The sequence below is a fragment of the Pseudomonas sp. R28(2017) genome (assembly GCF_002112505.1).
Classification (GTDB): Bacteria; Pseudomonadota; Gammaproteobacteria; order Pseudomonadales; family Pseudomonadaceae; genus Aquipseudomonas.
Window position 1 is genome coordinate 397,677 of sequence record NZ_NEHW01000001.1, and the last position, 20,256, is coordinate 417,932.

The 20,256-nt window shown below is 65.5% G+C and carries 21 protein-coding genes; 18 read left to right on the forward strand and 3 right to left on the reverse strand.

What is annotated here, in order from left to right:
- Positions 1–14 precede the first annotated feature (14 nt).
- Entirely contained in the window at positions 15–194 is a 180-nt protein-coding gene (locus CAF78_RS01775; RefSeq protein WP_085675777.1) for a CsbD family protein, read from the reverse strand.
- A 245-nt stretch (positions 195–439) separates the two neighbouring features.
- Between CAF78_RS01775 and CAF78_RS01780 the strand changes: the two genes are divergently transcribed.
- A complete protein-coding gene (locus tag CAF78_RS01780; RefSeq protein ID WP_085675776.1) occupies positions 440–1,909 on the forward strand; it encodes a nitrous oxide reductase family maturation protein NosD in 1,470 nt (489 codons plus the stop codon).
- Between the two features lie 173 nt (positions 1,910–2,082).
- Positions 2,083–2,463: a hypothetical protein gene (locus CAF78_RS01785; RefSeq protein ID WP_060510375.1), complete on the forward strand. Its 381-nt coding sequence runs from the start codon at positions 2,083–2,085 to the stop codon at positions 2,461–2,463.
- Here the strand turns inward: CAF78_RS01785 and CAF78_RS01790 are convergent, their stop codons facing one another.
- Positions 2,464–3,300 (reverse strand): S1 RNA-binding domain-containing protein, encoded by an 837-nt coding sequence (locus CAF78_RS01790; RefSeq protein ID WP_085675775.1) that lies wholly within the window; start codon positions 3,298–3,300, stop codon positions 2,464–2,466.
- A 62-nt stretch (positions 3,301–3,362) separates the two neighbouring features.
- On the opposite strand from CAF78_RS01790, the gene CAF78_RS01795 reads away from it, so the two are divergent.
- Complete coding sequence (locus CAF78_RS01795) at positions 3,363–4,223, forward strand: DUF6279 family lipoprotein (RefSeq protein ID WP_085675774.1); 861 nt, start codon at positions 3,363–3,365, stop codon at positions 4,221–4,223.
- 67 nt (positions 4,224–4,290) lie between these two features.
- Here CAF78_RS01795 and aceK read toward each other — a convergent pair whose 3' ends face one another.
- The gene (aceK, locus tag CAF78_RS01800; protein ID WP_085675773.1) at positions 4,291–6,006 is read right to left on the reverse strand and encodes a bifunctional isocitrate dehydrogenase kinase/phosphatase; all 1,716 of its coding nucleotides are present in this window, start codon (positions 6,004–6,006) and stop codon (positions 4,291–4,293) included.
- Between the two features lie 147 nt (positions 6,007–6,153).
- Between aceK and CAF78_RS01805 the strand changes: the two genes are divergently transcribed.
- From CAF78_RS01805 to CAF78_RS01875, 15 genes are all read left to right on the forward strand, one after another.
- Positions 6,154–7,029 (forward strand): DMT family transporter, encoded by an 876-nt coding sequence (locus tag CAF78_RS01805; RefSeq protein ID WP_085675772.1) that lies wholly within the window; start codon positions 6,154–6,156, stop codon positions 7,027–7,029.
- A gap of 516 nt (positions 7,030–7,545) precedes the next feature.
- The gene (locus CAF78_RS01810; protein ID WP_256573930.1) at positions 7,546–8,382 is read left to right on the forward strand and encodes an ABC transporter ATP-binding protein; all 837 of its coding nucleotides are present in this window, start codon (positions 7,546–7,548) and stop codon (positions 8,380–8,382) included.
- A gap of 29 nt (positions 8,383–8,411) precedes the next feature.
- Positions 8,412–9,404, forward strand: a complete 993-nt coding sequence (locus CAF78_RS01815) for an ABC transporter substrate-binding protein (protein ID WP_085675770.1) — start codon at positions 8,412–8,414, stop codon at positions 9,402–9,404.
- Between the two features lie 27 nt (positions 9,405–9,431).
- Positions 9,432–10,208 carry an ABC transporter permease gene (locus CAF78_RS01820; RefSeq protein ID WP_085675769.1) on the forward strand — a complete coding sequence of 259 codons (777 nt, stop codon included), beginning with the start codon at positions 9,432–9,434 and terminating at the stop codon, positions 10,206–10,208.
- A complete protein-coding gene (locus tag CAF78_RS01825; protein ID WP_085675768.1) occupies positions 10,208–10,969 on the forward strand; it encodes an SDR family oxidoreductase in 762 nt (253 codons plus the stop codon). The genes CAF78_RS01820 and CAF78_RS01825 overlap by 1 nt, the downstream gene beginning before the upstream one ends.
- A gap of 15 nt (positions 10,970–10,984) precedes the next feature.
- A complete protein-coding gene (locus CAF78_RS01830; protein WP_085675767.1) occupies positions 10,985–11,524 on the forward strand; it encodes a cupin domain-containing protein in 540 nt (179 codons plus the stop codon).
- Positions 11,525–11,528: 4 nt separating this feature from the next.
- On the forward strand, positions 11,529–12,380 hold the full coding sequence (locus CAF78_RS01835) for an alpha/beta fold hydrolase (protein ID WP_085675766.1): 852 nt from the start codon (positions 11,529–11,531) through the stop codon (positions 12,378–12,380).
- Entirely contained in the window at positions 12,377–13,198 is an 822-nt protein-coding gene (locus CAF78_RS01840; protein WP_085675765.1) for an IclR family transcriptional regulator, read from the forward strand. The genes CAF78_RS01835 and CAF78_RS01840 overlap by 4 nt, the downstream gene beginning before the upstream one ends.
- A 2-nt stretch (positions 13,199–13,200) precedes the next feature.
- The gene (locus CAF78_RS01845) at positions 13,201–13,998 is read left to right on the forward strand and encodes an SDR family oxidoreductase (protein WP_085675764.1); all 798 of its coding nucleotides are present in this window, start codon (positions 13,201–13,203) and stop codon (positions 13,996–13,998) included.
- Complete coding sequence (locus tag CAF78_RS01850) at positions 13,991–15,676, forward strand: thiamine pyrophosphate-binding protein (RefSeq protein WP_085675763.1); 1,686 nt, start codon at positions 13,991–13,993, stop codon at positions 15,674–15,676. Before CAF78_RS01845 ends, CAF78_RS01850 begins: the two co-directional genes overlap by 8 nt.
- A 10-nt stretch (positions 15,677–15,686) precedes the next feature.
- Entirely contained in the window at positions 15,687–16,490 is an 804-nt protein-coding gene (locus CAF78_RS01855; RefSeq protein ID WP_085675762.1) for an aspartate dehydrogenase, read from the forward strand.
- Positions 16,491–16,499: 9 nt separating this feature from the next.
- Complete coding sequence (locus CAF78_RS01860; RefSeq protein ID WP_085675761.1) at positions 16,500–17,990, forward strand: aldehyde dehydrogenase; 1,491 nt, start codon at positions 16,500–16,502, stop codon at positions 17,988–17,990.
- Positions 17,987–18,955 carry a VOC family protein gene (locus tag CAF78_RS01865; RefSeq protein WP_085675760.1) on the forward strand — a complete coding sequence of 323 codons (969 nt, stop codon included), beginning with the start codon at positions 17,987–17,989 and terminating at the stop codon, positions 18,953–18,955. Before CAF78_RS01860 ends, CAF78_RS01865 begins: the two co-directional genes overlap by 4 nt.
- Positions 18,956–18,965: 10 nt before the next feature.
- Positions 18,966–19,193: a recombinase-like helix-turn-helix domain-containing protein gene (locus tag CAF78_RS01870; RefSeq protein ID WP_085675759.1), complete on the forward strand. Its 228-nt coding sequence runs from the start codon at positions 18,966–18,968 to the stop codon at positions 19,191–19,193.
- A gap of 20 nt (positions 19,194–19,213) precedes the next feature.
- A complete protein-coding gene (locus CAF78_RS01875; RefSeq protein WP_085675758.1) occupies positions 19,214–20,248 on the forward strand; it encodes an aromatic ring-hydroxylating dioxygenase subunit alpha in 1,035 nt (344 codons plus the stop codon).
- Positions 20,249–20,256 lie beyond the last annotated feature (8 nt).

The window sequence follows — 20,256 nt, forward strand, 5'->3', positions numbered from 1 at the left end:
CAGGCCATCTGCGATCAAGGCTTCTTCACTGCATCCTTCACGTTACCCTTGATCTGCTGCCCTTCGCCTTTCAGTTCCTGGGCCTTGCCCTCTGCCCGCAGCTTGTCGTTGTCAGTCACCTTGCCGATGCCCTGCTTGACGTTGCCGATCGCTTCGTTGGCCAGGCCTTTCGCTTTGTCTTTGGTGCCGCTCATGGCAAATCTCCTGCAAATGGAGACACGGGGACCGTGTCGACAGACGGTGGACCAGACGCTGTTCGCAGGAGTTTCAATCAATTTTCCAGGTTCAAGCCGAGCGGTGATTCTACGGGCGAATACCGCACCAAATCGGCCCCACCGCGCTGCCCAAGGCCGGCCTGCTCCCCTAGAATCGCCGGCAAACGGCAACCCGAAGCAGGTTGCCAATGTACAAGAACAACAGTTTCCGGATACCCGCACCCATGCGTCTGATGCCCCTGTTCGCGGCCATGCTGCCGTTGTTGCCCTTGCCTGCCCTGGCTGCCGCACCGGCCAGCGAAACCCTCAAGGTCGAGCGTTATACCGACGATGGCCAACCCGGCACCCTGCGCTGGGCCATTGAAACCAGCAACCAGAACCCCGGCCACTATCGCATCGAGATCGCTGCGGTGGGACAGCCGCCCTACGTGATCCGCCCGACCCGCGCGCTGCCGGAGATCAAAGGCCCGGTGCAGATCACCGGCCTGCCCTGGGCCCGCGACGGCCAGTACATCGCCATCGACGGCTCGGGTTACATCAAGGACCAGGGCGTGCGCACCTGCCCCGGCGCCCTGCCCGGCCAGTTCGGCACCAATGTGCGCACCACCACCAACCCCGGGCTGGTGCTGCGTGATACCCAGGGCGTGCACCTGAGTGGCCTGGAGGTGCGCAACTTCTGCATCGGCATATTGGTCAACCGCGCCAGTGGCAATGTCATCGAAGACAACCGCATCGTCGCCAACAAAGGCGGCGCCGGCATCATGCTCACCGGCGACGACGGCGCCGGCAACCCGACCGCCACCACCACGGTCAACAACAAGGTGCTGCGCAACCAGCTGATCGACAACGGCGATGGCCTTGAACTGACCCGCGGCGCGGCTTTCAACCTGGTGGCCGACAACCTGTTCCGCTCCACCCCGGCCAACCCCGAACCGTCCCAGGGCATCGAAATTCTGCTGGGCAACGACAACAGCGTGGTGCGCAACCGCTTCGAGAACTACTCCGACGGCCTGCAGATCAACTGGGGCAAGCGCAACTACCTCGGCGCCAACACCTTCAGCGGTAACTCGATCGGCGTCAGCGTCACCGGCGAAGGCAACATTCTCGACGGCAACCTGATCCACGGCAACCGTATCGGCGTGGCCCTGCGCCCGGAGCCGGATATCACCGCCACGCGCCTGAGCGGCAACCGCATCTGGGGCAACAGCCAGGACATCCGCCGTTGTGAAGCCGGTGGTTCATGCGTGCCGAATCAGCGGACCGGCGCCATCGTCTTTGGCGTGCCGGCCCAGGCCCATGCGCTGTATGTGGGTTCGCGCGGGGTCGGTGCGGATTTGCCGAAGCAGGATCAGGCGATCATCTGCGATGCCAAGGGCGAGCCCAAACCGTGCCAGCCGTTACCCAACCACAACCAGCAGCCGCCGCGGCTAATCGCGCTGGACGGCAATGTGCTGCGTGGCGAGGTGCAGGGGCCGGTGTCTAGCCTGCTGCGCATCGAGGTGTTCGGCAATGCCCAGGCAAATGGGGCCGAGGCGGAGCAGTATCTGGGAGAGTTGTTGGTCAATAGCGATGCGCAAGGGAAGGCAAGCTTTGCTCAGGTGCTGGAGAACATCGGCCAGTTCAAGAGTTTCACTGCGACGGTGACCACTGCGGATGGGGCCACTTCCGAGTTGAGCCTGCCGGTCACCCGCTAGGGCGGATGGCCTCTTCGCGGGCAAGCCCGCTCCCACAGGGATATCACATAGCCCGAGGGCAATGACATTCCTGTGGGAGCGGGTTCACCGCGAAGAGGCCGGCAAACCTTGCTAGGCCCGGTGCCACCCCTCACAATGCAGCCCTAATCAAGCGTCAACCCGCAGGAACCTGCATGAAACTCGACAAACCCGCTGCCATCGCCCGCCGCAACCAGGCCCTGGCCAACCCGGTGCTGACCAGCGCCAACACCCTGTTCGCCATCCTCGACCGCAAGCGCAACCTGTGGTGGTTCGAGGTGCCGGTGGCACTGCTGCGCAAGGGCCAGCCCGACTGGGTCAACCTGCTGCTGCACACCCCGGAAAGCGACGAACTGCAGCACCTGAAGGTGCCGGTCAACTTCCTCCGTGCTCACCAGGAGCAGATGGAAGTGCGCAACCCCGGCAAGCGCCGCTCGACCATCAGCCTGGCCCTGAGCGCCGACCGCGACTCGCTGCTGCGCGACACCCGCCCGGGTGGCGAGCAGCTGGACTTCCGGACCTTCGTGCAGGCCTGATCAGGCCTTTTCGATGCGATCGTCATGGATGACGATGCGGCCCTGCTTGAACAACCCGCCAATGGCCTTCTTGAAGTTGCCCTTGCTGACGTTGAACATCTGGCTGATCACTTCCGGGGCGCTCTTGTCGCTCACCGCCAGCACACCGCCATCGGCCTCCAGGCGCGCCATGATGCGCGCCTGCAGGTCATCGCCCAGCGCTGCGCCAACCGGCTGCAGGCTTAGGGCGATCTTGCCGTCATGGCGCACTTCCTTGATGAAGCCGTCCACATGCATGCCCGAACGCAGGAACTTGAACACCTCGTTCTTGTGGATCAGGCCCCAGTGGCGGTTGTTGATGATGGCCTTGAAGCCCATCGGCGTCTCACCGGCCACCAGCAGCTGGACGGGCTGGCCAACCGGGTAGTCGGCCGGGGTGCGGTCGAGGTAGCGGTCCAGGCGCGAGGTAGCGGTGATGCGCCGGGTACGCTTGTCGAGGTAGGCATGCACCACGCAGTAGTCGCCGATCTTCAGCTGGCGGGATTCTTCCGAATACGGCATCAGCAGGTCCTTGGACAGGCCCCAGTCGAGGAAGATGCCGGCACCGTTGATGTCCTTGACCTTGAGGCTGGCGAACTCGCCGACCTGCACCTTGGGCTTCTCGGTGGTGGCAATCAGCTGGTCTTCGCTGTCCAGGTAGATGAACACGTTCAGCCAGTCGTCGACCTCGGTTTCGGCGTCTTTCGGGATGTAGCGCCCGGGCAGCAGGATTTCGCCATCGGCGCCGCCGTCAAGGTACAGGCCGAATTCCACGTGTTTCACGATTTGCAAACTGTTGTAACGCCCAAGCAGAGCCATTTCCGATGTTCCTCAAGACAAGGCGGCTATTCTACACCTGAAGCCGTAAAAGGGATCAGCACATGCATGTACGCCTGTCCAAAGCCCTGATCATCGCCATTGCCTGCGCCCTGGCCCTGGCCGCCTGCAGCCGCATCGACCTGGCCTACCGCAACCTCGACCGCCTGGTACCCTGGTCGCTGGGCGACTACCTGGCGATGAACCGTGAACAGAAGAACCTGCTCGACGAACGGTTGAAAGAGCACCTGGCCTGGCACTGCAAGACCCAGCTGCCCGGCTACCTCGACTGGCTCGACCGGGTGCGCGACATGGTCGCCGAAGACCAGGTGACCGACCAGGCCCTGCAGCAACGCACCGTCGAAGCACGCCAGGCGATTGGCCGGGTGGCAGAAGCGATCACGCCCTCGGCCACCGAGCTGCTGCGCGGCATGAGCGATCAGCAGGTGGCGGAAATGCGCGATGCCTTTCGCGACGATATCAACGAACGGCAAAAGGAGTATGTCGACACACCCTTGGCCAAACAGATCGCTCGACGCACCGAGCGCATGGAAAAACGCCTGAACAACTGGTTCGGCGAACTCAATGCCGCCCAGCGCCAGCGCGTACACGCCTGGTCGCAGGCGCTGGGTGACCAGAACCGCCAGTGGATCGCCAACCGCCAGCACTGGCAACAGCAGCTGATGCTGGCCATGAACCAGCGCAACGACGCCAGCTTCGAGCCGCGCCTGGCAACGCTTCTGCAACGCAAGGAAAGCCTGTGGACGCCGAAGTACCGCGCTGCCTATCAGAATTCCGAGCAGCAGGCGCGCAGCCTGTTGATCGACCTCGTGCACCTCAGTACACCGGTGCAACGCCAGTTCCTGCAAGAGCGGCTGGCCAAGGTGCGCACCGACTTCAGTGAACTGAAGTGCCTGAAGAGCTGAATGTGATAAGCAGGCCCGGCCTCTTCGCGGGCACGCCCGCGATGAGGCCAGGCCTGGCGAACCAGAATCACCGTGCCTTGCGCCGATACGGGAACACGTCGATCACCTTGCCTTCGCGAATCGCCGCCTGCAGCCCCTTCCAGTAATCCGCGTCATACAACTCCCCATGCAAGCGGCTGAATAGCCGGCGCTGGCCGATATCGGCAAACAGGAATGGCGGGAATTCCTCGGGGAACACATCGTGCGGCCCGATCGAATACCACGGCTCGCCGGACATCTCATCCTCTGGGTAACGCGGCGGCGGGATGTGCCGGAAGTTCACCTCGGTCAGGAAGCTGATCTCGTCATAGTCGTAGAACACCACCCGCCCATGCCGGGTGACGCCGAAGTTCTTCAGCAACATGTCACCGGGGAAGATGTTCGCCGCCGCCAGTTGCTTGATGGCCAGCCCGTAGTCCTCCAGTGCTTCGAGCACCTGCCCTTCGCTGGCGTGCTCCAGGTACAGGTTGAGCGGGGTCATGCGCCGCTCGGTCCAGCAGTGGCGGACCAGCACCGTGTCGCCCTCCAGCGCCACGGTCGAGGGTGCCACCTCCAGCAACTCGGCCAGGCACTCGGGCTCGAACTTGCCGCGCGGGAAGCGGAAATCGGCAAACTCCTGGGTATCGGCCATGCGCCCGACCCGGTCGACACTTTTCACCAGCCGGTATTTGTCGATCACGGTGGCGCGGTCGACGGTCTTGGACGGCGAGAAGCGGTCCTTGATGATCTTGAACACCGTGTTGAAGCCCGGCAGGGTGAACACGCTCATGACCATGCCGCGCACCCCGGGGGCCATGACGAAGCGGTCGTCGCTGCTGGCCAGGTGGTTTATCAGCGCGCGGTAGAACTCCGATTTGCCCTGCTTGTAGAAGCCGATCGAAGTGTACAGCTCGGCAATGTGCTTGCCCGGCAGGATGCGCTTGAGAAAGTTGACGAACTCCCCTGGCACCGGCACATCCGCCATGAAGTACGAACGCGTGAACGAGAAGATGATCGACACCTCGGCCTCGTCGGTGATCAAGGCATCGGCCTCGATGCCATGGCCTTCACGGTGCAGCAGCGCAATCACCAACGGCCACTGCTCGTCGCTGTTGTACAGGCGGCCGACCAGGTAGGCACCCTTGTTGCGATACAGCACCGGCACGAACAGCTCCACGGCCAGGGCCGGGTCCTTGCACACCCAGTCCGGCAGGCATTCGCGCAGTTGCTCCTCCAGCCGCGTGATGTCGCCTTCCAGGTCGCCATATGGCGCATCGAACGGGTAATCGGTGAAGATCGCCCGCAGCAGGCTTTTCAGGCCGGAACCGAGCCTGTAGGTGCGGGTCTGCGCAGCGCGCTCGTGGGCGCGGATCGAAGGCCGGGTGGTATGGATGAACATGCAGCCGTCGCTGATCTGGTCGTGGCTGAACAGGCTGCAGAACAATGAGTTGTACCAGGTCTCCGCCAGCTCATCGTCCAGCCGAGGGTCGATCAGGCGGATGTAGGCGTTTTTCACCAGCGGCCACTGTTCCACATCCAGCAGCACGTCGGCGTCGAAGCCATCACGCAGCCAGCCGTTGACCTCGCCGACCTTCTGTTCATACAGGTTGATACGCACGGCAGATGCCCGCTGAATCTCTTGCCAGCGCGCCTGCTCGAAGCGCTCACGAGCGCCCAGGGTGATGCGGCGAAAATGTTCGCGATAGTCGTCAAAACCGTGGAGGATCATCCGGGCGATCTCGCTGGCAGGCCAATGCTGGGTCATGCGGTGAACCTCACGCCAGGTGAGATAAAGAGCTTAGCCTGTACTGGCCCGCGAAGAGGCCGGTACAGGTTTACACCGCAAGAAAGCACAAGAATCGCCCACGCCAGTCACGTACACTCGCGCCCTGCCCTGTACCCGGAGACCGTCGTGAGCCCCATCGCCCTAGCCCGCCTGCTGACCCTTGCCGCTGTCTGGGGGGCGAGTTTCCTGTTCATGCGCATCATCGCCCCGGAGCTGGGCACGATCCCCACCGCGTTCTTGCGTGTCTCCATCGCCTGCCTGGGCCTGATCGCCATTCTCGCCGCCACCCGGGTACGCTGGAACTTCGACGGCAAGCTCGGCGCCTGCCTGGTGCTGGGCATGATCAACTCTGGCATTCCGGCCACCTTCTATTCGGTGGCCGCGCAAGTGCTGCCCGCTGGCTACTCGGCCATTTTCAACGCCACCACACCGCTGATGGGCGTACTGATCGGCGCGCTGTTCTTCCGCGAAGCCATGACCCTGCCCAAGCTCGGCGGCATCTTCCTTGGCCTGTTCGGTGTCGGCATCCTCAGCGGCGCCGGCCCGGTAGCGCTGGACATGGCCCTGGTGCAAGGCGCCCTGTCCTGCCTGGCGGCCACCACCTGCTATGGCTTCGCCGGTTTCCTGGCGCGGCGCTGGATCAGCGGCCTGGACAGCCGCCTGTCAGCCCTGGGCAGCATGCTCGGCGCCACCTTGCTGATGAGCCCGCTGTTCGCCTGGAGCGCCCTGACCCAGCCACCGGCCAGCTGGGGCGGCTGGCAGGTATGGCTGTCGCTGCTGGGCCTGGGCCTGCTGTGCACCGCTTTCGCCTACATCCTGTACTTCCGCCTGCTGGCCGAGATCGGCCCGGTCAGGGCCAGCACCGTGACCTTCCTGATACCGGCGTTCGGTGTACTGTGGGGCGCTTGGCTGCTGGACGAGCCACTGTCGATGGCGCACCTGTATGGTGGCCTGCTGATTGGCCTGGCGCTGTGGCTGGTGCTGCGCCCTGCCCGGAACTGACCCGTCCGCCAACTGCAACACACCTCTCTGTGGGAGCAACTGTCTTGTGCTGCTTGTGCCGGCCTCTTCGCGGGTGAACCCGCTCCCACAGGTTCAATACTTACCTCAAGGCATGCGCAATCCCTGTGGGAGCGGCTTTAGCCGCGAACACCGGCAAAGCCGGTGCCAGCCACCGCGCTGGATTCTTCGCGGGTGAACCCGCTCCCACAAGGTTCATCGACCAACCCGCCGTGCGGTTTCACCTGTGAAACCGCTACCCCGCCCGCGTTACCCGAAACTGCCCTGTTGCCTCGCACGGCCCACTTGCCTGCGCCGAGAATGGGCATTTCCGTGCCATATAAAAAACTATGTTTCACATATGAAACATGACGATTCTGTGCACAAATGAGTAACCAATTAATAAATAAGCATTTTTTATTTAAATGAAGGAAATATTTTAACTGGCACTGTTCATGCACTAAACGGCGTATCACCTATAAAACAGACCAGCGAGTTGATCCCATGGCTGTGAAAGAGATGTACGCAATCGCCCCTCAGTGGAAAACGCCCAGCCCTTGCGATGCACAGGCGCCAACCGAAATCGAATTTCGCAACGTCGGCAAGGCCTTTGCGGCCAAAGGCCAGAGCCAGGCGCCGTTTGCCATCCGCGGTGTGAACTTCCAGATTCGCCGTGGCGAAGTGGTGTCGATCATCGGCCCTTCCGGCTGCGGCAAGAGCACCATTCTCAACATGGGCTCGGGCCTTTATCGCCCCAGCGAGGGCGAGGTGCTGGTCGGTGGCGAGCGGGTCGTCGGCCCGGTACCCAAGGTCGCTTTCATGCTGCAGAAGGACTTGCTGATGCCTTGGCGCAGCATCCGCCGCAACGTCGAACTGGGCCTGGAAATCCAGGGCAGGGCGGCCAGTGATCGCAAGGTCATCGCCCAAGACCTGCTCAACCGCTGCCACCTGCAAGGCTTCGCCGACCATTACCCGTTCCAGCTTTCCGGCGGCATGCGCCAGCGCGCCGCCTTGGCCCGCACCCTGGCCATCGACCCGCAGGTGCTGTTCCTCGACGAGCCGTTCTCGGCCCTCGATGCGCAGACCAAGATGATCCTCCAGCAGGACCTGGCGCGCATGCTGTTCGAAGAAAAGAAGACTGCGCTGTTCATCACCCACGACCTGGTCGAAGCCATCGCCCTGTCCGACCGCCTGCTGGTCATGAGTGCCCGCCCCGGCACGATCATCGAGGAAATCGAGATCGACCTGCCCCACCGCGACAACCCCCTCGAGCGCCGCAAGCTGCCGGAAATCGGCCCGCTGGCCGGGCGCCTGATGGACCTGTTGCACGTCGGCGCCGACCACGAACTGCATTGATCGGCGTTCACTACCTTCCGGGAGTCAGCATGTTCAATACACCTTTCAAACGCCTCGCCCTCGCCGCCCTGGGCCTGGCCTTCGCCCTGCAGGCCCAGGCCGAACCGGCCAAGGTCACCTACCTGCTGCCGGCCCCTCCCAGCCTGCCAGCCTTCGCGCCGTGGATCATCGCCAAGGAAAAGGGCTACTACCAGGCCCAGGGCCTGGACCTGACCTTCATCGCCGCCAAGGGTGGCGTCGACGTGGCCAAGCAGATCGGTGCCGGCAACGCGTTGGTCGGCGGCGCCATCGGCGACACGCCGATCATCGTGCGCCCCAACGGTATTCCGGTACGCACCGTGGCCGTGCTCGGCGGTGGCGGGGTGACCATGATCGCCACCAACGCCAGCGCCAACATCCACGACATCAAGGCCCTCAAGGGCAAGACGCTGACCGTGATGTCGTACTCCGACACCACCTACTACGCCCTGCTCGCCTCGCTGCGCAAGGCCGGGTTGAGCAAGGACGATGTCGACATCCAGGCCGCCGGCCCGTCCGGTGTGTGGCAGCTGTTTTCGGCCAACAAGGCCGAAGCCATGGCCGGGGTGCCGGACTGGGTGGTCAACGCCGAGGATGCCGGGCTCAAGTACCAGCTGATCCCCCGCGAGCAGGTATTCGAAAGCATGGCGCAGGCGATCCTGGCCTCGGACGATGCCATCGAGCACCACCCGCAAGTGGTGCGTGGCGTAGTCCAGGCGACCCTGCGCGGCCTCAAGGACATCGTTGACGACCCCAAGGCTGCCGCCGCCACGTTCGCCCGCGCGGTACCGGCCTATGCCGGCAAGGAAGCCTCGCTGGAAAAGACCCTGCGCCTGTACGTGGAATATGTCTACGCCGGCCAGCCGGTCCCCGGACGCATCGACCCGGCGCGCCTGGACGCGGTGCGCAGGTTCTACGTCAGCGAAGGCATCGTGCCCCGCGAGTCGCCGCTCGAAGAGCTCTACAGCAACCAGTTCATCGACACCCAGACCGCGGCCAAGTAAAGCCCCGGCAACCAAGGTAAGCGCCTGATGAAAAACCTCAACACCTCCGTGCTCGGCAGCCTTGCCCTGCTCCTGATGTTCCTGTTGCTCTGGCAATGGGCCCCGCGCCTGCTCGGCATGCCCGAGTTCGTCATGCCGCCGCTCAGCCGTGTGGTCGAAGAAAGCGCGCTGATGTGGCATGGCAGCAGCCTGCTCGAACACACCCTGATCACCGCCTTCGAGATCATCGTCGGCTTCGCCCTCGGCGCCCTGCTCGGCGTATCGATCGGCGTCGCCCTGGGCCTGTCGCCGTCGGCCGAGGCCATGCTCTCGCCGTACATCCTGGCCCTGCAGATCGCGCCCAAGGTGGCTTTCGCCCCGCTGTTCGTGATGTGGCTGGGCTACACCATCTACCCGAAGATCCTCATCGCCATCCTCATCGTGTTTTTCCCGGTGATGATCAACGTGCTCTCGGCCATTCGCACTGTCGACCCGGACATGATCAACCTGGTGCGCACCATGAACGCCAGCCGCTGGCAGATCTTCCGCCTGGTGGAGTTCCCCTCGGCCATGGCCGCACTGTTCTCCGGCCTGCGCATCGCCTCGACCCTGGCGGTGATCGGGGTCACTGTCGGCGAACTGGTCGGCGGTAACCAGGGCCTGGGCTTCCTGCTGGTGGACGCCGAAGGCCAAGGCAATACCGCCGGCGTGTTCGTGGCCATCGTCATGCTCACCCTGATCGGCGTGCTGGCCTATGGCGCCGTGGTCTGGGCCGAAAAGCGCGTGCTGCATTACCTCCCCAAAGCCATGCTGAGTACTTCGTGATGCCTTACAACAACTTGCTCGAAGGGCGCCGCGTGCTGGTCACCGGTGGTGCCCGCGGCCTGGGTTATGCCTTTGCCCAGGCCGTCGCCCAGGCCGGTGCCCGGGTGGTGATCGCCGACATCCTCGCCGGCCGCGTGCAGCAGGCTGCCTGCGAGCTGAGTGCCCAGGGCCTGGACGTCAGCGGCGTCAGCCTGGACCTGGCCGACCCGGCGTCCATCGACAACTGCATCGAACGCACCGTCAAGCGCCTGGGTGGGCTGGACGGGCTGGTCAACAACGCCTCCATCACCAACTCCGGCGGCAAGCGCTGCGAAGAGCTGGACATCGAGACCTGGGACCAGGTGATGCAGGTCAACGTGCGCGGCACCTGGCTGATGACCCGCGCCGCCCTGCCGGCACTGCGCGAAAGCGGCCATGGGGCGATCGTCAACCTGGCCTCGGACACCCCGCTATGGGGCGCGCCCAACCTGCTGGCCTATGTCGCCAGCAAGGGCGCGATCATCGCGATGACCCGCAGCCTGGCCCGCGAACTGGGCGGCGACAACATCACCGTCAATGCCATCGCCCCCGGGCTGGTGCAGGTCGAAGCCACCGCCTACGTGCCCGAGGCCCGCCACCGCCTGTACATCGACCAACGGGCCATCCAGCGCCCGCAATTGCCCGACGACGTCAGCGGGGCCGTGCTGTTCGCCCTGTCCGACCTGTCGCGCTTCATCACTGGACAAACCCTGCCGGTCAACGGCGGGTTCGTCATGCCCTGAGCAAAGGAGACCGCCATGACCGATCTTTCCGTTGAGCAACAAACGCCGAAAACCTGGGAGCAACCGGCAGGTTCCGACCTGGCCGAATGGATGCAGACGCGCATCGCCCGCTATGAAACCCGCCGCTACGACTGGGACGCGCTCAAGTTCCAGGCTGACTACGATCCCAAGTTCCGCCGCGCCCAGATGCGCTACGTGGGCACCGGTGGCACCGGCGTCGGCAGCGACATGAACACCATTCCCTCGGAACACTTCACCTTTTCCACCATGGTCATCCCTGCCGGCCATGAAGGCCCGCCGCACTTGCACACCGATGTCGAAGAGGTGTTCTTCGTACTGCGCGGCAAGCTCAAGGTGGTGATCGAGAAGGACGGTGAGCGCTTCGAGACCATCCTCACCGACCGCGACCTGATTTCCGTCCCGCCGGGGGTGTACCGCGAAGAGATCAACATCGGCGACGAAGACGCGCTGATGTGCGTGATGCTCGGTGCCAAGAAGCCGGTTACCCCCACCTACCCGCCAGCCCACCCGCTGGCCTCGATCAAGCGCGGGTAAGCCGATGCCAGCGCTCACCGACACCTACGTCGGCCACCTCCAGCGGCAGTTCGGCGAACGCCTGCTGCCACTGGGTGATGGCCGGCAGGCGATCCGCGAAGCCGGTCAGGGCCAGGCCATCGTGCTGCTGCATGGCATCGGCTCGGGCGCGGCAAGCTGGCTTCAGGTTGCCCAGGGCCTGCATCAGCGCGCCCGGGTGATCGCCTGGGATGCGCCGGGTTATGGCCACTCCGCGCCGTTGCCGATGGCGAGCCCGCGAGCCACTGACTATGCCGCCCGCCTGGTCAGCCTGCTGGATGCGCTGGAAGTCGAGCGCTGCGTGCTGGTCGGCCATTCGCTGGGGGCACTGACCGCCTCGGCCTTTGCCAAGCACCACCCGGCGCGGGTCAGTCAACTGGTGCTGCTGAGCCCGGCACGCGGTTACGGTGCGCGGCCCGACCAGGGCCGAGCCGTGCGTGACAAGCGCCTGCACGACCTGGCCACGCTAGGGATCGAGCGCCTCGCCGAAATGCGCAGCGCCAACCTGGTGTCCGCCAACGCCAGCGACCAGGCCCTGGCCTGGGTGCGCTGGAACATGGCGCGGCTCAACCCGCCGGGCTATCGACAGGCCATCGAGCTGCTGTGTGGCGACGACCTGCTGCATTACTGCGGGCTGCAGGTGCCTTGCCAGGTGCATTGCGGCAGCGCCGACAGCATCACCACGGCCGACGACTGCCGGGCGCTGGCCCAGGCCTTCGCTGCGCCCTTCCAGCTGATCCACGGTGCCGGCCATGCCTGCGCCATCGAACAACCCGAAACGGTGACCGGGCGCCTGGCCCGGGCACTGGACACCTCTTTCACAGGTAGCGTGCAATGAACGATACGGATGCCATGAAGGACAATCAGGACCGCTACACCGTGCCAGGTCTTGAGCGCGGCCTGTTGCTGCTGTGCGAATTCAGCCGGCAGAACCGCACCCTGACCGCCCCCGAGCTGGCCCGCCGCCTGGCGCTGCCGCGCTCGACCATCTTCCGCCTGCTGAGCACCCTGGAAGCCATGGGCTTCGTCACCCGCAGCGGCAATGAATACCGCCTGGGCATGTCGGTGCTGCGCCTGGGCTTCGAGTACCTGGCCTCGCTGGAGCTGACCGAACTGGGCCAGCCGATCCTGGCGCGGCTGTGCGATCACCTCAACTATCCCAGCAACCTGGTGGTGCGCGACGGCCGCTCGATCGTGTATGTGGCCAAGGTCTCGCCGCCGTCGGTGTTCTCCAGCGCGGTGACCGTCGGCACCCGCCTGCCGGCCCACGCCACGGTGCTGGGGCGCGTGCTGCTGGCCGACCTCAGCCTGGCCGAGCTGCGCGAGCTGTACCCCGAGGAGCACCTGGAGCGGCACTCGCCGAGCACGCCGAAAACCGTGCTGGAGCTGTTCGACCTGGTTCAGGCCGACCGCCTGCGCGGCTATGTCCACGGCGAAGGCTTCTTCGAATCGACCATCTCCACCTTGGCCGCGCCAGTGCGCGATGCCAGTGGCCGGGTCAGTGCCGCGCTGGGCCTGACCATCCCCACCGCGCAGGTCGGCCACATCAATTTCGACAGCCTGCTGGGCCAGGTGCGCGGCAGCGCCGATGAGCTGTCCCGCTTGCTGAACTACCGGCCCGGCGCGGGTCAAGTCACCGCGCTGATGAGGGATTGAGCATGAACCTCTACCAATTACACGACAGCACCGCCATCGTCACCGGAGGCTCTTCCGGCATTGGCCTGGCCTGCGTCGAACTGCTGCTCGAAGCCGGCGCCCGCGTGGCCTTCTGCGGCCGCGATGCCGACCGCCTGCGCAGCGCCGAAGCCAGCCTGCGGCAGCGCTTCCCCGAAGCGCGCCTGCTGGCCCAGGTGTGCGATGTACTCGACGCCGACGCCGTGCAGGCCTTCGCCGCCGCCAGCCTGGCCGCGCTGGGGCCGGCGCGGGTGCTGATCAACAACGCCGGACAAGGCCGCGTATCGACCTTCGCCGACACCAGTGACGCGGCCTGGAGCGAAGAGCTGCAGCTGAAGTTCTTCTCGGTGATCCACCCGGTGCGCGCCTTCAAACCCCAGCTGCAAGGCCAGACCGGCGCGTCGATCGTCTGCGTCAACTCGCTGCTGGCCAGCCAGCCCGAGCCGCACATGGTGGCCACCTCGGCGGCCCGCGCCGGGCTGAAGAACCTGGTGCGTTCGATGGCCTTCGAGTTCGCCGAACAGGGTATCCGGGTCAACGGCATCCTCATTGGCCTGGTCGAGTCCGGGCAATGGCGCCGGCGTTTCGAGGCCCGCGAAGAGCGCGCCCTGGACTGGTCGCAATGGACCGCCCAGCTGGCACGTCGCAAGCAGATCCCGATGGGCCGCCTGGGCCTGCCCAAGGAAGCCGCCCAGGCCATCCTGTTCCTCGCCTCAACGCTGTCGTCCTACACCACTGGCAGTCATATCGATGTTTCTGGAGGCTTGTCCCGCCATGCGTAACGAAAACACCGTCACCGTCGGTGCCGTGATCACCGCGTTCCTCGAACAGTGCGAGGTCAAGGCCGCGTTCGGCGTGATCTCGATCCATAACATGCCGATCCTCGACGCCTTCGCCGTGCGCGGCAACATCCGCTTCGTCATGGCCCGCGGCGAAGCCGGTGCCACCAACATGGCCGATGCCTATGCCCGCAGCGTCGACGGCCTGGGCGTGTGCCTGACCTCCACCGGCACCGCTGCCGGCAACGCCGCCGGGGCCATGGTCGAGGCGCTCACCGCCGGGACCCCGCTGCTGCACATCACCGGGCAGATCGAAACACCCTACCTGGACCAGGAACTGGCCTACATCCACGAGGCCCGCGACCAGCTGACCATGCTCAAGGCGGTGTCCAAGGCGGCGTTCCGCGTGCGTAGCGTTGAGACTGCGCTGAGCACCCTGAAGCTGGCCGTGCAGACCGCCCTCACCGCGCCCACCGGCCCGGTCAGCGTAGAGATCCCGATCGATATCCAGTCGGCGCTGACCACCATGCCCGGTGATCTGTCGCCGCTGCCGATTCCGGTCGCCGCACCATCGCCCGAAGCGCTGGACCTGGTCGCCGAGCGCCTGGCCAGCGCCACCCGCCCGCTGCTCTGGCTCGGCGGCGGTGCCCGGCATGCCGGTGCACAGGTCAAGCGCCTGCTGGACATGGGCGTCGGCGTGATCACCTCGACCCAGGGCCGGGGCGTGGTCAACGAAGACGACGAGCGCTGCCTGGGTGCCTTCTCGCAGAACAACCTGGTCGAAGGCTTCATGCAGACCTGCGACGCGCTGGTGGTGGCCGGCTCGCGGCTGCGCAGCAACGAGACGTTCAAATACGCCCTGAAGCTGCCACGCACCACCCTGCGTATCGACGCCAACCCGGCCATCGAAGGCCGCAGCTACCCCAGCGACCTGTTCATCTGCGGTGACGCCGCCCTGGCCCTGGAAGGCCTGGCCGACCGCCTGCAGGGCCGCTTGAACATCGATCCGGCATTCATGACCGAGCTCAAGTCCGTGCGCGCCGAATCGCGCAAACAGCTGGTGGCCGACCTCGGCCCGTACTCGGCAATGGTCGAACAGTTGCAGGCGCAGACCGGCCGCAACTTCACCTGGGTCCGCGATGTGACACTGTCCAACAGCATCTGGGGCAACCGCCTGCTCAACCTGTACCACCCGCAAGCCGGTGTACATGCCCTCGGTGGCGGCATCGGCCAAGGCCTGGCCATGGGTATCGGCGCCGCCATCGCCGCTGCCGAGACTGCGCCAGGGCGCAAGGTGTTCGCCCTGGCCGGTGACGGCGGTTTCATCCTCAACCTGGGCGAACTGGCGACCCTGGTGCAGGAAAAGGCCAACGTGGTGATCCTGCTGATGAACGACCAGCGCTACGGCGTGATCCGCAACATTCAGGACGTCATCTACGGTGCCCGCCATGCCTACGTCGAACTGCACACCCCGGACTACGCGAAGCTCGCCGACGCCTTGGGCCTGAAGCATGGCCTGGTGCGCGACCTCAACGACTTCGGCGCGGTGCTCGAAGGCGCCCTGGGCAGCGACGGGCCGTTCCTGCTGGAAGTCGACATGCTCAGTGTCGGCCCGTTCGCCACGCGTTTCGCCGGCCCGCCCAACAGCGAAACCCGCTCGCAGAAAGCCACCGCCGCCTGAGGACCTGCCCATGCTGCATATCACCATGATCGGCTGCGGCGCCATCGGCGTGGCCGTGCTGGAACTGCTGGAGCACGACCACCAGTTGCAGGTCGATACGGTCATCGCCTCGCCGGGCTCCGAAGCGCTGGTCAGCCAGCGCCTGGCCCGCCTGCGCCGGCCGCCGCAGGTGCTGAGCGCATTGCCGGTCGACGCCCGCCCCGACCTGCTGCTGGAGTGCGCCGGCCACCGCGCCATCGAGGAGCATGTGCTGCCGGCGCTCGAACGCGGCATCCCGTGCCTGGTGGTGTCGGTAGGTGCGTTGTCCGAACCGGGGCTGGTCGAGCGCCTGGAAGCGGCGGCAGCACGCGGCGATACCCGCATCGAGTTGCTGCCCGGCGCCATCGGCGGCATCGATGCGCTGTCGGCCGCCAAGGTCGGCGGCCTCGACACCGTGGAATACACCGGGCGCAAGCCGGCCCAGGCGTGGAAAGGCACGCCGGCCGAACAGGTCTGCGCCCTCGACAGCCTGCGCGAGGCCACGGTGATCTTCCAGGGCAGTGCCCGCGAAGCCGCCCGCCTGTACCCGAAGAATGCCAACGTCGCCGCCACCCTGTCGCTGGCCGGGCTCGGCCTGGATCGCACCTGGGTGACGCTGGTCGCCGACCCGCACGGCGAAGAGAACGTGCACCAGGTCAAGGCCCGCGGCACCTTCGGTGGCTTCGAAATGAGCCTGCATGGCAAGCCGTTGCAGGCCAACCCGAAAACTTCGGCGCTGACCGTCTATAGCGTGGTCCGCGCCCTGGGCAACCATGCCCATGCCATTTCCATCTAGGGGAACGCCATGACTCTGGAACAGACCTTACCCCTTTGCATCGCCGGTACCTGGCGCCTGGGCGGCGGCGCCCGTTATGCCACCTGCTACCCCGCCACAGGCGAACCGGTGGCCTGGCTCAACGCCGCCAGCCTGGACGACGTCGAGGCCGCCGTGCAAGGCGCACACCAGGCCTTCCTGCACAGTGGCTGGGCGCAGCGCAAACCCCATGAACGCGCCGCCGTGCTGCAGCGCATCGCCGGGCTGATCCGTGAGCGCGCCGAGGAGCTCGCGCAGCTGCAACGCCAGGACAACGGCAAGCCGATCAACGAGACCCGCGCCCTGGTGGCCAGCGCCGCCGGTACCTTCCAGTTCTTCGCCGCTGCCTGCGAAACCCTGGAGGAAACCATCACCCCGTCACGTGGCGACTTCGTCAGCATGAGCGTGTACGAGCCGATGGGCGTGGTCGCGGCGATCACACCGTGGAACTCGCCGATCGCCAGCGAGGCGCAGAAAGTCGCCCCGGCCCTGGCAGCCGGCAATGCCGTGGTGATCAAGCCGGCGGAAATTACCCCACTGATGGCCCTGCAGCTGGCACGCATCTGCGATGACGCCGGCTTGCCCAAGGGGCTGATCAGCGTGTTGCCGGGCAAGGGCTCGCTGCTCGGTGATGCACTGACCCGCCACCCGCTGGTCAAGCGGGTGTCGTTCACCGGCGGCACCCGCACCGGCAAGCACATCGCCCACATCGCCGCCGACAAGATGATGCCGGTGTCGCTGGAGCTGGGCGGCAAGTCACCGACCATCGTGCTCGACGACGCCGACCTCGATCACGCCGTGGCCGGGGTGCTGTACGGCATCTTCAGCTCCTCGGGCGAAGCCTGCATCGCCGGTTCCCGGCTGTTCGTCGCCCGCGCCCTGTATGAGCCGTTCATGGCGCGCCTGAGCGCTGGCGCTGCGCAACTGCGCCTGGGCGACCCGGCCGACGAACGCACCCAGATGGGCCCGCTGATCAGTGCCGCGCACCGCGAGTCGGTGGAGCGCTACGTGGCCCTGGGCCTGGCCGAAGGCGGCCGCCTGCGCCTGGGTGGCCAGCGCCCGAGCGGCGGCTTGTACGATCAGGGCTTTTTCTACCCGCCGACCATCCTCGAAGGGCTGGGTAACCAGCAGCAGGTGTGCCAGGAGGAGATCTTCGGCCCGGTTCTGGTAGCCATGCCCTTTGACGACGAAGCCGAACTGGTCGAGCAAGCCAATGACAGCCTGTATGCCCTCGCCGCCGGCATCTGGAGCCGCGACTACAAGCGCGCCTGGGCACTGGGCCGCAAGCTGCAGGCCGGCACGGTGTGGGTCAACACCTACAAGCAGTTCTCCATCTCGACCCCGTTCGGTGGCTGGCGCGACAGCGGCCTGGGCCGCGAAAAGGGCCGCCTGGGCATTCTGCAGTACATGGAACAGAAGAGCCTCTACTGGGGCATGAACGAACAGCCGCTGGCCTGGGCCGGCGTGGAGGCAGGGCAATGAGCGTACTGGGCATCGATGAAGTCACCTACGGCGTGGAGGACCTGGCCACCAGCGCTCGGTTCTTCAGCGACTGGGGCCTGAACCAGGTCAGCACCGGCGACGATGAAATCGTCTTCGAAACCCTCAATGGCTGCCGCGTGGTCCTGGCCGCCATCGACAAGCCCGGCCTGCCGCCGGCCATCGAACCCGGCTCGACCGTGCGCGAAGTGGTGTGGGGCGTGGAAAGCCAGGCCGACCTTGCGCTGTACAGCCAGCGCATCGCCAACGACCCGGGCTTCGTCGAAGGCAATGGCCGTATCGGTTGCACCGACCCCAACGGCCTGGCGATCCGCCTGCAGGTCACCCGCAAGCGCCCGCTGGAACTCGAGTGCAGCGGCCACAACACCTGGCAGACCAAGGGCCGGATCAACAAGCCGGCGCCGGTGTACGAACGCGCCACGCCCATCGAAGTCGGCCACGTGGTGTTCTTCGTCACCGACGTCAACGCCTGCGAGGCCTTCTACCACGAGCGTTTCGGCTTCCAGGCCTCGGACCGCTACCCGAATCGCGGCGCCTTCCTGCGCACCGCCGAGGAAGGCGGCCACCACGACCTGTTCATGCTGCAACTGCCGGCCCCGCGCGCCGGGCTCAACCACGTGGCGTTCACCGTACGCGACCTGCACGAAGTGTTCGGTGGCGGCATGCACATCTCACGCTGTGGCTGGGCCACCGAAATCGGCCCGGGCCGTCACCCGGTGTCGTCGGCATTTTTCTGGTACTTCAAGAACCCGGCCGGTGCGCTGGTGGAGTACTACGCCGACGAAGACCAACTGACCGGCGATTGGCAACCGCGCGAGTTCGAACCTGGGCCGACGGTATTCGCCGAATGGGCGATCGCCGGCGGCATCGACGGCAACACCCGGCGCCAGCAGCACGCTGAAGCGCCACAAGGCAAATTCCTCACCGACAAACCCAAGAACAACTGAGGGCCATCCCATGAGCAGCACCGAGGTCTACCTGCAGCCCCACCAGGCGCGCAAACGCCCAAACACCCCGTTCGAAGACCTGCTGGGCGACTCGATCGAGCGCGCCTACGGCAATGGCGTGAGTGAGCTGGGCGAACTGCTCGCCCACTTGAACCTGGCCGGCCCGCCCTGCCCGCTGACCCGCGGCGAATGGACCGAAGACGCATTCAAAACCCTGATGGCACGGCTGGGCGACTGACCCGCTGGAGGTAGAACAAGATGAACATGCACGTAACCGTCGACCCTGTTGAACAGCATCTGGCCAACGGCCTGAAAGACCTCTGGTTCCCTGTGCTACCGTCGGAACTGCTCGGCGAGCGGCCGCTGTCGATCCGCCGGCTGGGCTACAAGATCGCCCTGTGGCGCGACAACGATGGCAGTGTCCACGCCCTCGAAGACCACTGCCCTCACCGCGGCGCGCCGCTGTCCCAGGGGCCGGTATTGGGTGACCGCCTGCAGTGCCCGTACCACGGCGTCGAAGTGCGCTGCGATGGCACCGTCACCAAGGTGCCCGGCAGCCCGGGCTGCAAGCTTGAAGGCAGCCGTCCGACGCGGATGTTCCATACCCGCGAAGCGGCCGGGGCGATCTTCGTGTTCAATGCCACCGACCCACACCTGGATTCCCCGCCCGAACTGGTGCTCCCTGAGCAGTTGACGTCGCCTCAGTGGAGCAGCTTCCTCTGCTACACCGAGTGGAAAGGCGACTACCGCTATGTGCTCGACAACGTCATGGACCCGATGCACGGCACCTACCTGCACAAGATGTCGCACTCGATGAGCGAAGGCGAAGCCACCGCCAAATTCGTCACCCGCGACACCGAACAGGGCTTCTTCTTCGAGAAGGAAGGCCAGCGCGGGGTCAACTTCGACTGGACCGAGTTCCTCGACAACGGCTGCCACTGGCTGCGCCTGGAAATCCCTTACCCGAAAACCGGCGGCCCAGGCGGCAACTTCACCATCATCGGCAGCTACACCCCGAGCAGCCGCGCCCTGGCGGCGGTGTTCCACTGGCGTGCCCGACCGCTGACCGGCTGGCAGCGCGACACCTGGCGCTTCCTCTACAAGAACCGCCTGGAGGCACGCCACTGGGCAGTGCTGGAGCAGGACCGGGTGCTGCTGGAGTTCATGGAGCCGGACGCCAACCAGCGCGAGAGCCTGTATCAACATGATCTGGGGGTGGTGCGCCTGCGCCGCTACCTGAAAGGCAAGGCCAAGGAACAGCTGGCCCTGATCGAAGCCAAACAACTGCCGTGAGGTGAGCG